13 protein-coding genes are annotated in these 13,842 nt (G+C 62.7%); 11 read left to right on the top strand and 2 right to left on the bottom strand.

Features of this window, described 5'->3' with window-relative positions; genetic code table 11:
* Nucleotide 1 precedes the first annotated feature (1 nt).
* Nucleotides 2–586 carry an ADP compounds hydrolase NudE gene (gene nudE, locus KUV72_RS04250; RefSeq protein WP_222237558.1) on the bottom strand — a complete coding sequence of 195 codons (585 nt, stop codon included), beginning with the start codon at nt 584–586 and terminating at the stop codon, nt 2–4.
* 220 nt (nt 587–806) lie between these two features.
* On the opposite strand from nudE, the gene yrfG reads away from it, so the two are divergent.
* The 10 genes from yrfG to KUV72_RS04200 all read left to right on the top strand — a co-directional run bounded on the left by yrfG (nt 807) and on the right by KUV72_RS04200 (nt 12,143).
* On the top strand, nt 807–1,481 hold the full coding sequence (gene yrfG / locus KUV72_RS04245; protein WP_222237557.1) for a GMP/IMP nucleotidase: 675 nt from the start codon (nt 807–809) through the stop codon (nt 1,479–1,481).
* Nucleotides 1,474–1,860 (top strand): RNA-binding S4 domain-containing protein, encoded by a 387-nt coding sequence (locus KUV72_RS04240; protein ID WP_206941138.1) that lies wholly within the window; start codon nt 1,474–1,476, stop codon nt 1,858–1,860. The genes yrfG and KUV72_RS04240 overlap by 8 nt, the downstream gene beginning before the upstream one ends.
* Nucleotides 1,861–1,959: 99 nt before the next feature.
* A complete protein-coding gene (gene hslO / locus KUV72_RS04235; protein WP_222237556.1) occupies nt 1,960–2,835 on the top strand; it encodes an Hsp33 family molecular chaperone HslO in 876 nt (291 codons plus the stop codon).
* Nucleotides 2,836–3,151: 316 nt separating this feature from the next.
* Nucleotides 3,152–4,708: a phosphoenolpyruvate carboxykinase gene (locus KUV72_RS04230; RefSeq protein WP_206941133.1), complete on the top strand. Its 1,557-nt coding sequence runs from the start codon at nt 3,152–3,154 to the stop codon at nt 4,706–4,708.
* Between the two features lie 193 nt (nt 4,709–4,901).
* Nucleotides 4,902–5,399 carry a peptide-methionine (R)-S-oxide reductase MsrB gene (msrB, locus tag KUV72_RS04225; RefSeq protein WP_222237555.1) on the top strand — a complete coding sequence of 166 codons (498 nt, stop codon included), beginning with the start codon at nt 4,902–4,904 and terminating at the stop codon, nt 5,397–5,399.
* Between the two features lie 191 nt (nt 5,400–5,590).
* Nucleotides 5,591–7,957: a Tex family protein gene (locus KUV72_RS04220; RefSeq protein ID WP_222237554.1), complete on the top strand. Its 2,367-nt coding sequence runs from the start codon at nt 5,591–5,593 to the stop codon at nt 7,955–7,957.
* A gap of 109 nt (nt 7,958–8,066) precedes the next feature.
* Nucleotides 8,067–9,713 carry a glutamate--cysteine ligase gene (gene gshA / locus KUV72_RS04215; RefSeq protein WP_409995880.1) on the top strand — a complete coding sequence of 549 codons (1,647 nt, stop codon included), beginning with the start codon at nt 8,067–8,069 and terminating at the stop codon, nt 9,711–9,713.
* Nucleotides 9,710–10,234: a disulfide bond formation protein B gene (locus KUV72_RS04210; RefSeq protein WP_206941125.1), complete on the top strand. Its 525-nt coding sequence runs from the start codon at nt 9,710–9,712 to the stop codon at nt 10,232–10,234. The genes gshA and KUV72_RS04210 overlap by 4 nt, the downstream gene beginning before the upstream one ends.
* A 176-nt stretch (nt 10,235–10,410) precedes the next feature.
* On the top strand, nt 10,411–10,893 hold the full coding sequence (rsd, locus tag KUV72_RS04205) for a sigma D regulator (protein WP_206941122.1): 483 nt from the start codon (nt 10,411–10,413) through the stop codon (nt 10,891–10,893).
* Between the two features lie 275 nt (nt 10,894–11,168).
* Nucleotides 11,169–12,143, top strand: coding sequence for a malate dehydrogenase (locus tag KUV72_RS04200; RefSeq protein ID WP_222237552.1), 975 nt, complete (start codon nt 11,169–11,171; stop codon nt 12,141–12,143).
* Nucleotides 12,144–12,365: 222 nt separating this feature from the next.
* On the opposite strand, the gene KUV72_RS04195 is transcribed toward KUV72_RS04200, so the two are convergent.
* The gene (locus tag KUV72_RS04195) at nt 12,366–13,022 is read right to left on the bottom strand and encodes an HAD family hydrolase (RefSeq protein ID WP_206941118.1); all 657 of its coding nucleotides are present in this window, start codon (nt 13,020–13,022) and stop codon (nt 12,366–12,368) included.
* 222 nt (nt 13,023–13,244) lie between these two features.
* Between KUV72_RS04195 and KUV72_RS04190 the strand changes: the two genes are divergently transcribed.
* A complete protein-coding gene (locus KUV72_RS04190) occupies nt 13,245–13,736 on the top strand; it encodes an RNA pyrophosphohydrolase (RefSeq protein ID WP_206941116.1) in 492 nt (163 codons plus the stop codon).
* Nucleotides 13,737–13,842 lie beyond the last annotated feature (106 nt).

The raw sequence follows: 13,842 nt of genomic DNA, 5'->3' as shown, positions 1-13,842 counted from the left end.
TTCACCAGAGCCGGTTGTCAGGCTGGTCGCCGCGCAGCCGGTCCCGTGCAATGTAGAGTGCGGCGATGGCACGCGCCTCATGGAAGTCTTCCCGGGCCAGCAGGGCGGGAAGACTGTCCAGGGCATGTGTTTCGACAACCAGCGGCTCCGGTTCGTCTCCCTCGAGGCGCTGGGGGTAGAGGTCGCTGGCCAGCATGACCTGGATGCGCTGTCGCATGTAGTTGGGTGACAGTGACAGTTCGATCAGCGGTTCGATGCGTCTCGCGCCGACGCCGCACTCCTCCATCAGCTCCCGATTGGCCGCGGTGACGATGTCCTCACCTGGGTCGACGACGCCCTTGGGCAGGGTCAGCACGTAGTCCTCGAACCCTGCGGCGTACTCGCGAATCAGCAGGACATGTTCAGGGTCGGGCATGGCCACGATCATCACCGCGCCAATCCCCTGTCCATTACCCAGCAGTCGTTCGAAGCGTCGTTCGGCGCCATTGGAAAAGCGCAGGTCGAGCTCCTCCACGCGAAACAGGCGGCTTTCGGCGACGGTCTTGCGCGACAGAATGTGGGGTTTCTCCCGGGTACGGTCTTCCATGGCTTCTCCTGGCGTCAATGGGAAGGCGGGGGCTATCGTGCTGGCCGAGTCGATCGTCCTGGCCTTGGCCACAGGGTCCGGCCTGCGCCGGAGCGCATGCGAGCCCGAATGCCTTTGAGGTACACTAACACGTTACGCTGACGGTCTTCCGGGAAGCCGTTTGCCTGGCGGTATCGACCGGGTCACGGCAACCGGGCGGCACACGAGCTGGAGAGACGTAATGATCGATTGGGACACCATCGATACCGTATTGCTGGATATGGACGGCACCCTGCTGGACCTGCATTTCGACAGCCATTTCTGGCTCGAGCACCTGCCGCGTCGTTATGTGGAACTGCACAAGCTGGATGAAGCGACTCAGGACGTCGTGCGCGAGCGCATCATCCGCGAGCAGGGCACGCTCAACTGGTACAGCCTGTCTTACTGGAGTCGCGAGCTTGACGTGGATATCGTCGCGCTCAAGCGAGAGGTTCAGCATCTCATTGGCCTGCGTGGCGATGCGCTGGATTTTCTTGGCTGGCTCAAGAGTGCCCACCCGCGGGTGGTGCTGGCCACCAATGCAGACCGCGAGAGTCTGGCGCTCAAGCTGCCGCTGACTGGCCTCGACGAGTATCTTGATGCCATCGTGTCGTCTGCCGATATTGGCGAACCCAAGGAAGAGCAAGCCTTCTGGCATGCGCTGAACGAGATCGAACCCTTCGACCGTCAACGCACGCTGTTTATCGACGACAACGCTCACGTGTTGGAAAGTGCACGTGAGTACGGCATCCGTCATCTGCTGGGGGTTCGTCAGCCGGACAGCCGCCGGCCCGAGAAGACGCTCAAGGATTTCGTGGCGCTTGGTCGTTTTGCCGAGATCATGCCTGAGGTCCCGGGAGGCGTTTCTCGTGGATAGCGTTCGACTCGACAAATGGCTGTGGGCGGCACGCTTCTTCAAGACCCGCGCGCTGGCCAAGAAGGCCATCGAGGGCGGCAAGGTGGAAGTCGATGGGGCCAAGGCCAAGACCAGCAAGCTGGTGAGCCCCGGGATGCGCATTCGTGCGCCCCAGGGGTGGGATGTCTGGGAGGTCGAGGTGGTTCAGGTCAGTGAGCAGCGTCGTGGCGCACCCGAGGCCAGGCTGTTGTATCAGGAGACCGAGCAGAGCCGTGAGCGCAGAGAGCGCGAGGCCGAGCAGCGCCGTCAGGCCAACGAGGTCTTTCAGCATCCCCACAAGCGGCCGGACAAGCGCGCCCGCAGAGACATCAAGCGCTTTCAGCGTGAAGGCGGGTCCTGAGCCTGCCCCGTCGAGCGTCAGCTCGAAATGTCCGAACGCACGGTCCATCCTTCTTTTTCTAAGCGCGTCCTGTGAGGCGCGCCTACCGAGACGCTTTACATGATTGATCAGATTCAGCGATTCATCATCGATAACACCAATGTGCGCGGTGAGGTGACTCGCCTGGAACAGGCTTACGCCGATGTTCTGGCACGGCACGAGTATCCCGCTGCCATCAATCGTCAGCTCGGCGAGCTGCTGGCCGCGGTCGCGCTGTTGACCGACACCGTCAAGCTCGACGGCACCATGACCATCGAAGTGCGTGGCAGCGGTGACGTTTCCCTGCTCATGGCCGAGTCCAACCCCGGCGGTGAGCTTCGGGCCATCGCTCGCCTGGCAGAGGGGGCGGCCCTGCCTGGAGACCAGGAGGGCTTTCGTTCGCTGGTAGGCGACGGCCAGATCGTGATCACCCTGGACCCCCGTGAGGGACGCCGCTATCAGGGCATCGTCGGCATTGAGCACGCCAGCCTGGCGGGATGCCTGGAAGCCTACTTCACCCAGTCGGAGCAGCTGCCTACCCGTTTGTGGCTGGCAGCGGACGGGGTCAACGCTGGCGGTATGCTGCTGCAGCGGTTGCCCGATGAATCATTGAATCAGGATGATGATGCCTGGGATCGCGCCTGCCATCTGGGCGAAACGCTCAAGGACGAGGAACTGCTGTCCCTGGAGGCATCGACGCTGCTGACACGGCTGTTCCATGAGGAATCTCTGCGCGTCTTCGACGCCAAGGCGTTGCGCTTCGGCTGTACCTGCTCAAGGGCACGTATCGCCGGGGGGCTGCTGTCCCTCGGGGAAGACGAGTTGCGACAGGTCGTCGCGGAGCAGGGCGACATCGAGACCCAATGTCACTTCTGTCACACCCGCTACGTGTTCACTGCCGCCGATGTGGAGTCGCTGCTGGAGAACCCCGACGCGGATACCGCCACGGTGCACTGAGGCTGTGGCCTTGGGGGGCGGCACCGGGCACGGCTGCTCGTAGCGGAACAGGGCGTGTAGTCAAATGACAGAAAATGCCCGAAAACCTTCATGATGTTGTAGTTAAACTACAATAACGTCTTGAAAAATGGGCATTTCCTGCGCTGAAGTTTTTTGTCATAATCGCCGCCGATCCTGCCCGTGTCGTTGCTCGGACGATGCCACGTCATCGCAGAAGACGGTTTAACCGCGTAGCCGACGCGTCGGATCCAACGCATCGCTCCTTTGACCAGGCGGTGCCAGTCCACGAGAGAGAAGCCGAAGGCCCAGGAATCCTATGACCACCACCCAGCAGTCTCCCGTCGTTCACGTCAACCTCAGTACTGCCGAGCTCATCGAGCGCGCGGTGGCCAATGGCGAGGGCCGTCTGGCCTCCCACGGAGCCCTCGTGGTCAAGACCGGCGAACGCACTGGTCGCTCGCCCAAGGACCGCTTTATCGTCGATGAGCCGTCCACCAGCGCCAAGATCGACTGGGGCAACGTCAACCGTCCCTTCGACGCCGAGCGCTTCGATGCCCTGTGGACGCGAGTGGAAGGCTATCTGGGTGAGCAGGACAGCTACGTCAGCGAGCTGCACGTGGGCAGCGACCCGACTCACTACCTGCCGGTGCGGGTGACCACGGAGACGGCATGGCACAACCTGTTCGGCCGTACCATGTTCGTGCGTCCCGAGGCCTATAACCCTTCGCGCAAGGACGAGTGGGCCATTCTCAACGCACCGCACTTTGTGTGTGACCCAAGCCGTGACGGCACCAACTCCGACGGCTGCGTGATCATCAACTTCGCCAAGCGCCGGGTGTTGATCGCCGGCATGCGTTACGCCGGTGAAATGAAGAAGGCCATGTTCTCGGTGCAGAACTTCCTGCTGCCCGAGCTCGACGTGCTGCCGATGCACTGCAGCGCCAACGTTGGCGAGGACGGTGAGACCACGTTGTTCTTCGGTCTGTCCGGCACCGGCAAGACCACCCTGTCGGCGGATCCGGGTCGTTTCCTGATCGGTGACGACGAGCATGGTTGGGGCGTAGGTACCGTGTTCAACTTTGAAGGCGGGTGCTACGCCAAGTGCATCGACCTGTCCGAGAAGAATGAACCGGTCATCTGGAATGCCATCAAGTTCGGCACCGTGCTGGAAAACGTGGTGCTCAACGACCGTCGTGAGCCCAACTACGCCGACGACAGCCTGACCCAGAATTCCCGAGCGGCGTACCCGCTGGAGCACGTGGAAAAGCGTGTGGCGGAAAATCGTGCCGGCGAGCCAAGCGCCATCGTCTTCCTGACCTGCGACATGAGCGGCGTCCTGCCGCCGGTATCCGTGCTGTCCAAGGAAGCTGCTGCCTATCACTTCCTGTCCGGCTATACCGCCAAGGTAGGGTCGACCGAAATGGGCTCTTCCAGCGGCCTTGAGGCAACGTTCTCCACCTGCTTCGGTGCGCCGTTCTTCCCGCGCCCTGCGCGCGAGTATGCCGACCTTCTGATCAAGCGCGTCGAAGAGAAGGATGCCCAGGTCTACCTGGTCAACACCGGCTGGACCGGTGGTGCCTATGGTGAAGGCGGTTCACGTTTCTCCATTCCCACGACACGCGCCATCATCCACGCCATTCAATCCGGCGTACTGCGCGACGTCGAAACTCGCCAGATCGACGGCCTCAACCTGTCTGTACCTACGGCGGTGCCCGGCGTCGAGTCGCGTCTGCTGGATCCCCGTCAGACCTGGGAAGACCTCGCGGCCTACGACCGCAAGCGCGACGAGCTGGCGGCCAAGTTTGTCGAGAACTTCAAGAAGTTCGACGGCGTCAGCGACGCCATCGTCAAGGCCGGGCCGAGCCTGGTCTAGACGCTGTACCGGCGTTGCCAGCGGGAACCTTGCTAGAGAGGAACCTTGGGTAAGCGGCGCGGTCGAGAGAGGAGAAGGCGAAGGCCTTCTCCTTTTTTTGTGAGTCGATAATGACAACGGCATGACCGTGCGGCTGTAAGGTCGAGTGATATCGGTGCGACTGAGCAGCGACCCTGACGCAGGAGACAGCACAATGAAACGACGCAACTTCTTGGCGCTTATCGGGCTTGGCGGCCTGGCCAGTATGGTGCCAGCCGTGGCTAACGCTCGCCCTGAGCTGGATTTGACGCGTAGCCCGGATATCGAGCCGCTGGAGCTGAGCGAGGACGAATGGCGCGAGCGCCTGACACCTGCACAATATGACGTGATGCGCGAGGAGGGCACTGAACCTGCAGGCTCAAGCCCTCTGGACAATGAGAAGCGTGAGGGAGAGTTCCGCTGTGCTGGCTGCGACCTGCTGCTGTTCACCAGCGCGATGAAGTATGACTCCGGTACCGGCTGGCCAAGTTTCTTTGACCATGTGCAGGGGCATTTGCTGACCAGCGTGGACTACAAGATTCTCTGGCCGCGCACCGAATATCACTGTGCCCGCTGTGGTAGCCACCATGGTCACGTCTTTGAGGACGGCCCGGATCCTACCGGTCTGCGCTGGTGCAACAATGGCGTCGCGCTGAAGTTCGTGCCCGCCTGACCTCCCATCGAGGCGACTGGGCGCATGCCAGGGAGGCTGCCGGGACGTAACGGATAGCCACTGGCGGCATGCCCCGGTGCCCGTTTCATCAGGGGTTCTGTCCTTGATCCTCGGCAGTGGGTAGCGGCGGCGTCGACAGTCGCTTTGTGATACCTTGGCGGGATCATTGACGTCGTATTGCCAAGGATTTCATGGACGCTAACGCCAAGATCATTGCCCGCCTGGCCGAAGAGCTCGCGGTCAAGGCATCTCAGATCTCTGCTACCGTCGAGCTGCTGGATGGCGGCGCGACGGTGCCTTTCATCGCACGTTACCGCAAGGAAGTCACCGGCGGACTGGACGACACTCAGCTGCGCACGCTGGAAGAACGGCTAGGTTACCTGCGTGAGCTCGAGGAGCGCCGGGAAGCGGTGCTCGCCGCCATCGACGAGCAGGGCAAGCTGACCGACGCGCTGGCCGCCAGCATTCGCTCGGCCGACACCAAGCAGCGCCTGGAAGATTTGTACCTTCCCTATCGCAAGAAGCGTCGGACCAAGGCCCAGATTGCCCGTGAGGCTGGCCTTGAGCCACTGGCTGACGCCCTGCTGGCGGATCCTACCCTGGACCCCGAGCACGAGGCTCAGGCCTACCTGCGTCCGGCGGAAGGCGAGACGCCCGCCATCGAGGATGCCAAGGCAGCCCTGGATGGCGCCAAGCAGATCCTGATGGAGCGCTTTGCCGAGGACCCGGAACTGGTGGGTCGCCTGCGTGAGCGCCTGTGGAGCGAAGGCGAGCTGTCCAGCAGGGTGATTGCCGGCAAGGAGCAGGAAGGCGCGAAGTTCTCCGATTACTTCGAGCATGATGAAGCTCTGGCCAAGGTGCCTTCTCACCGGGCCCTGGCCATGTTCCGCGGCCGCAACGAGGGCGTGCTGGCGCTGTCCTTGCGCCTGCCAGGAGAGGACGAGGCACCGGTGCATCCTGCGCAGGTGGCCATCGCCAAGCATGTCAGCATCACCGATGAGGGCCGCAAGGCGGATCGCTGGCTTGCCGAAGTCGTGCGCTGGACGTGGCGAGTGAAGCTGTATACCCACCTCGAGACAGAGCTGATGGGGCGCCTGCGCGAACGTGCCGAAGGCGAGGCCATCGATGTCTTTGCCGCCAACCTGAAGGACCTGCTGCTGGCCGCGCCGGCGGGGCCCAAGTCGACCCTGGCCATCGATCCGGGTCTGCGTACCGGCTGCAAGGTGGCGGTGGTCGATGCGACGGGGCAGTTCCTCGAGCAGGCCACCATCTTCCCCCATGCACCGCGCAATCAGTGGGACGCCTCTCTGGCTGAACTGGCGAAGCTGGTCAAGAAGCACGATGTGGCGTTGATCGCGGTAGGCAATGGCACCGCCAGCCGTGAGACCGACCGCCTGGCCGGCGATCTGCTGAAGGCGATGAAGGATCCTGGCCTGTCCAAGGTGATGGTGTCCGAGGCCGGGGCTTCGGTCTATTCCGCGTCGGAATACGCCGCCCGAGAGCTCCCGGATCTCGATGTGACCATTCGTGGTGCGGTGTCGATTGCCCGTCGTCTGCAGGATCCGCTGGCGGAGCTGGTCAAGATTGAGCCGAAGTCCATCGGTGTCGGCCAGTACCAGCATGACGTGTCCCAGGTGCAGCTGTCCCGCAGTCTGGAAGCGGTTATCGAAGACTGTGTCAACGCGGTCGGGGTGGACCTCAATACCGCGTCGTCGGCGCTGCTGTCACGGGTGGCGGGCCTCAATCCGGGGCTGGCCGAGAACATCGTGCTGCAGCGAAATGCCAAGGGTGTCTTCCGCGATCGTCGCGACCTGCTGGACGTGTCCCGGCTGGGGCCCAAGACGTTCGAGCAGTGTGCCGGCTTTCTGCGCATCATGAACGGCAGCAACCCGCTGGATGCCAGCGCGGTTCACCCGGAAGCCTATCCGCTGGTCGAGCGCATTGCCGCTGGCAGTGGTCGAGAGGTGGCTGGACTGATCGGTGACAGCGCGACGCTGAAGTCGCTGAAACCCGCCGACTACGCCGATGAGCGCTTCGGTGTGCCCACCGTCAGCGACATCATCTCGGAACTCGACAAGCCGGGTCGCGACCCGCGTCCGGAGTTTCGTGCGGCGCAGTTCCGTGAAGGCGTCGAAACGCTGAAGGATCTGGAGCCAGGCATGGTGCTGGAAGGCACCGTGACCAACGTCACCCACTTCGGGGCCTTTGTCGACATCGGCGTCCATCAGGACGGTCTTGTGCACATTTCGGCACTGTCCGACCGCTTCGTCGAAGATCCCCGCAGCGTGGTCAAGGCCGGGGATATCGTCAAGGTCAAGGTGATGAACGTCGACCTGCCGCGCGCTCGCATTGGACTGTCGATGCGCCTGGATGACACCCCGGACGCCGAGGCAGGCGACTCCAGGCAGGCACCTCGTCGTCGCGAAGGCGGTGGCAAGAGCCACCCTGGACAGGGGCGCCGCCAGCGGGGCAACGGTGGCGGCAAGGAGGACGCTTCCGCTGCGCCGATGGGCGCACTGGGGGCCGCCTTGCTCAAGGCCAAGCAGGGGCGTTCTTGAATCCTGTCGACGGATCGCCATAATCTGGCGACCACAAGGGCGGGCGCAGTAGCGCCCGCTGCCGTCGCCGCCACACGAAGCAGGCCCCCGGGCCCTTCCATGACACGGGGTGTTCACCTTGTCCACTCAGCTTTCCTCGCTCCTCGAACGACTGCGCGGCCCCGCGGCTGCGCGACGCTTCGGCCGTCTGCGCCGAGGCATCGAAAAAGAGGGGCTAAGGGTCGATGACCGCGGTCGTATCGCGGCGACCTTTCACCCACGGGCGCTGGGTTCGAAACTGACCCATCCGCATATCACCACGGACTACTCCGAATCGCTGCTGGAGTACATCACGCCGGTCTATAGCCGTCCGGATGAGGCCCTGGAATTTCTGGCCGACCTCCAGCGCTATACCTATCGCCAGCTCGATGGGGAGTGGATCTGGCCTGCCAGCATGCCGTCCCGGCTGGAGGGCAATGACAGCGTGCCGATCGCTGACTACGGCACGTCCAATGTCGGCACCATGAAGCACGTCTACCGGCGTGGCTTGGACGCCCGCTATGGACGCATCATGCAGTCGATCGCCGGGATTCACTACAATGTGTCCCTGCCGGATGACCTGTGGACTCTGCTCAAGACGCTGGACGAGCAGGAAGCCATGTCGATGGGCGAGTACCGTTCGGCGCGCTATTTCGGTCTGATTCGTAACTTCCGCCGCCATAGCTGGTTGCTGCTGTACCTGTTTGGGGCCTCGCCGGCGCTCGATACCAGTTTCCTGCCCGATGGCAGCGTGCCGAAAGGTCTAGAGCGACTGGGTGAGAACACCCTGGTATCGCGCTATGCCACCAGCCTGCGGATGTCGGATCTGGGCTATCAGAACAAGGTCCAGGATCAGTTGAAGATCTGCTTCAACTCGCTGTCGAACTACGTCAACACGCTGCGCCACGCGATCTCCACCGCCTGGCCAGACTACGCCGCCCTTGGTGTCCGTGACGGGGAACGCTGGAACCAGCTGAACGCCAATATCCTGCAGATCGAAAACGAGTATTACAGCGATATTCGGCCCAAGCGGGTGACGCGCCACGACGAAACCCCGAGCCAGGCGCTCGAGGCCAGGGGCGTCGAGTACATCGAGGTGCGCTGCCTGGATATCGATCCCTTCGCGACCCTGGGAATCGATGCACAGCAGACGCGCTTCCTCGATACCTTCCTGGTCTGGTGCCTGCTGTCGGACAGCCCGTGGATTTCGGATGAGGAGTGCGATCACCTGGATGACAATCGTCGTCTGGTGGTGGAGCAGGGGCGCAAGCCGGGACTTGAACTCAATGACCGAGGGCAGGTCCGAGAAATGGCCGAGTGGAGCCATGGGATCATCGCCGACATGCGTGAGGTCGCCAGGCTGCTCGACCAGCTGGAGGAGGGCAGTCCTCACCTGGATGCCGTCGATGCGTTCGCGCCGCGCATAGACGACCCTTCGCTGACGCCGTCAGCGCGTCTGCTGGCCCGTCTGGAAGAGACCGGCGAGGAGTTCGTCGATGCCATGCTGGCGATCGCACGAGAGCAGGCCGAGACGCTGGCGAGCACACCGCTCAATCGCTCGCGACAGGGAATGCTGGACGAGCTGGTCGAGACCTCGCATCAGCAGCAGCGTGACATCGAGGCGGACGACAGCACGGCCTTTGCCGATTTTCTGGAAGATTACTTTGCACGGGCTCGAGAAACCCGTGCCCTGACCCCGATGGACATGACGCCACCGACTGGAGAACGTCTTAAATGAGCGAATGGAGTCTGCGGCAGTGGAGCCTTGTGGGGCTGGGGTTCTGCGTGATGATGATGGCGGTGGCGCTGGTGCTGGAGCACGTGGTGGGGCTCGAGCCGTGTCCGCTGTGTGTGTTCCAGCGAGTGGCGGTCATCGCGGCGGGGGTCGTGTTTGCCATTGCTGCGCTGCATGGGCCCGAGGGGCGCCTGGCTGGGGCTGTCTACAGCATCGTGGCGGCCATCGCGGTACTGTCGGGGGCGGGGCTGGCCATGCGCCATCTGTGGCTGCAATCGTTGCCCGCTGATCAGGTGCCCAGCTGTGGGCCTGGCCTCGATTACATGGTGGATATCCTGCCGCTTTCCCAGGTGGTGTCCATGGTCCTGACCGGTTCTGGTGAGTGCGCTGAAGTGGGTGGGCGGCTGCTGGGCTTGTCGCTGCCCGGTTGGACGCTGATCGGCTTTGTCGTATTGCTGGTGGTGCCGATTGCCATGCTGACGACTCTTCGCAGAAGCTCTACCGGCTATCGCTGGAACGGTTGACAGCGCTCGTCGCCCGGTCCCCTTGCGGACAAGTTGAGCGGCGCTGTTGTGCCGAGCAGGGGGAATCGGCAACGGCCAATCAGGTACTTGGCATGCATGCGTTGACAGGGCGGTCTTCTGGAGTGAGTCTGTTGATCCGCGCATTTTCGTGGTGAGGCAGCGCTAGGGAGGCCGCCATGTTGGAAGATTGCAAGTCTGCCAGCGAACGCTGGGGAGGAGTCCATCAGCTGATCGATCGCTGGCTTGAGCAGCGCGAGCATCTGCTGGAGGTGCTAAGCGAGCTCGAACAGTCCTGTGATGCAGATCTCGAGACCATCACCAAGGAGCGTATCGACAGTTTCAGCGAAACGTTGATGGACTACATCAGCGCGGGGCATTTCGAGGTCTATCCGCAGCTGCGGGAAGAGGCCCGTGCCTTCGATGACACCGCTGCCCTCAATCTCGCGGATCGTCTGCTGGAACGGCTCGAAATGTCCACCGAACTGGTGCTGTCGTTTGACGAGGATTACTCTACCCCGGTGCGCTGTCAGCGGTTCCTGCCGCGCCTGCCGGCCTGGCTCGAGCGCCTGAAGAAGGGCCTTTCCGAGCGCTTTGGCCTGGAAGATCAGTTGATATCGCGCCTGCACGACGCTCACGCGCCTGCCGAGGGTGTTTCCTGACCCCATGAAGCGTGGCCATGGCGTGGCCGCCGGTCACGCCCCGCTGCCATTGGCGGCGTCATGCTGCCGGTCAAGTCGGGGTGTTTGTGGTCCATTCGTACCGGGTCGATTGAGTTTTGTGCACTGCAGGCATAAGATTTTCCGCGTCCTGAACGCCGCCTGGGCAGTCAGGGCATCTATCGCAGTGACCGTCAGCAGCCTTTGCCGCCGGTGACGGCCGAGAGATGTCCCTGTCGATCCCGGGCCTTCCACGGCGACAATCCCAAGGAGCCAAAATGAAAGACCCCGTCCGTATTGCCATCACCGGCGCCGCCGGTCAGATCAGCTACTCTCTCGCTTTCCGTATTGCCGCCGGCGACATGCTCGGCCCGGATCAGCCGGTCATCCTGCAGCTGCTCGAGATCACTCCGGCCATGGAAGCGCTGAATGGCGTCGTGATGGAGCTCAATGACTGTGCCTTCCCGCTGGTTCAGGACATCGTTGCCACCGACGATGCCAACGTGGCCTTCAAGGACGCTGATTTTGCTCTGCTGGTCGGCGCTCGTCCGCGCGGACCGGGCATGGAGCGCAAGGATCTGCTCGAAGCCAACGCGGCCATCTTCTCTGCCCAGGGCAAGGCCATCAATGACAGCGCCAGCCGTGACATCCGCGTGCTGGTGGTGGGCAACCCGGCCAACACCAACGCACTGATCGCATCCTGCAACGCACCGGACCTCGATCCGGGTCAGTTCACCGCGATGATGCGTCTTGACCACAACCGTGCCAAGACCCAGCTGGCCCAGAAAGCGGGCAAGCACGTCACCGACGTCGACAGCATGATCGTGTGGGGCAACCACAGCGCCACTCAGTATCCCGACCTGTCCCACTGCAAGGTGGACGGCAAGCCGGCATTCGATCTGGTCGAGCGTGACTGGTACGAGAACGACTTCATTCCCACCGTACAGCAGCGCGGTGCGGCCATCATCAAGGCCCGTGGCGCGTCTTCTGCTGCCTCTGCAGCGTCTGCCGCCATCGACCACATGCGCGACTGGGCGCTGGGCAGCGACGGCATCGTCAGCATGGGTATCCCCGCTGACGGCAGCTACGGCGTCGAGCCGGGCATCATGTATTCCTACCCGGTGGTGTGCAAGGGCGGCAAGTACGAGATCGTCCAGGGTCTGGAAGTCGACGAGTTCAGCCGTGGCAAGATGAAGGCTACCGAAGACGAGCTGCGCGAAGAGCGTGCTGCCGTCGAGCACCTGCTGGGCTGATCAGCCCCAGGCGGTGCCCGTCAGCCATGCACTGTCTTGGATGCACTGTCTGATACGCAAAAGCCCCATCGCATCGCGATGGGGCTTTTTTTTGCCTGTAGGGCGTGCCTGTCGGCGGAAACCAGAAACCAGAGCGGCAGGGGGCGGAGACAGGGCCCCTGAGACAGGGCTTCTGAGACAGAACCCCTGAGACAGCCCCCCTGAGATAAAGGCCCGGTCGGTTCAGTCTCTCAGGCTGATGATCTTCCAGCCGCGGGCCTCGGCGACTTCGCGCAGGGCCGGGTCCGGGTCCACCGCCACAGGATGGTCGATCATTTCCAGCAGCGGCAGGTCATTGTGGGAGTCGCTGTAGAACCAGGCACCGTCCAGGGTGTCGTCGCGGGTATCGAGCCACTGCTGCAACCGGGTGACCTTGCCTTGCTGAAAGCTGGGCGTGCCGCTGACCCGACCGGTGTAGCGGCCATCCTGTATTTCCGGCTCGACGGCGATCAGCTCGTCGATGCCAAGGCGCTCGGCGATGGGAGCCGTGATGAAGCGATTGGTGGCGGTGATGATCAACAGAGTGTCACCGCGGGTGCGATGACGGGCGATCAGCTCCTCCGCCAGGGGCAGGATGTTGGGCTCGATCTTGCTGACCATGAACTGCTGGTGCCAGGCGGCCAGCTGCTCCATGGAATTGTCCGCCAGTGGCTTCAGTGCCACCTCGAGAAACGCCATCATGTCCAGGCGTCCGGCATCGTAGTCCGCCTTGAAGCGATCATTTGCCTCGCGGTAAGCCACCGGGTCCACGGCGCCCTGTTCGAGCAAAAACTCGCCCCAGGCATGATCGCTGTCGATCGACAGCAGGGTATTATCCAAATCGAAGATCGCCAGACTCACTCGGTGTCTCCCAGCGCATGCGTGACATGGCCTCCTGCCCCGGCATTGTGGGTGGATCCGCCCGCGACGATAGCGCTCAAGGGACCCATGGCCGTGTGGTTCGGGGAGGCCGCAAAAGGGGCGATTATGTCAGAAGGTCGCCAGGGGTTCGAGATGTCGTATTGATGCGCTTCAAGCCATTGTGGAAGAATGCAGTCAATACCGATTAAAAAGGTGAAGCCCGTGATCGACGCAGACGGCTTTCGCCCCAACGTTGGCATCATCATCGTCAACGACCTGGGGCAGCTGCTTTGGGCGCGTCGGGTAGGGCAGAACGCGTGGCAATTTCCCCAGGGAGGCATCAAGTCTGATGAGACGCCACAGCAGGCCTTGTTCAGAGAGCTTCATGAAGAGATCGGCCTGACCGCCGAGGACGTGGAGATTCTGGCCTGCACCAGGGGGTGGCTGCGCTACCGCCTGCCGCGACGCATGGTTCGCACACACTCGCGCCCAGTGTGCATTGGACAGAAGCAGAAGTGGTTCCTGTTGCGTATCCGCTGTCAGGAAAACCGCATCTGTGTAGATGGCACCGCCAAGCCGGAGTTCGACGGCTGGCGTTGGGTCAGCTACTGGTATCCGCTAGGACAGGTAGTGCCGTTCAAGAGGGAGGTCTACCGCAGGGCGTTACGGGAACTGTTACCCCGTGCCCAGAGCCTGGTGCTGGAGAAAGGATGATCCGGCGCGTGTGGCGATCTTGTCCGGCGAGCCCGCTGACCTGGCAAGATGGTCCCCAATCATTGTTCGGTCGCCCCTTGACCGGACCAGTACAAGAACAGGGGTG

The sequence above is a fragment of the Halomonas sp. DP4Y7-1 genome (assembly GCF_019800705.1).
GTDB classification, from domain to species: domain Bacteria; phylum Pseudomonadota; class Gammaproteobacteria; order Pseudomonadales; family Halomonadaceae; genus Halomonas; species Halomonas litopenaei_A.
Note: the sequence above shows the minus strand (reverse complement) of the source record. Positions and strands in the feature narration are given on the sequence as shown.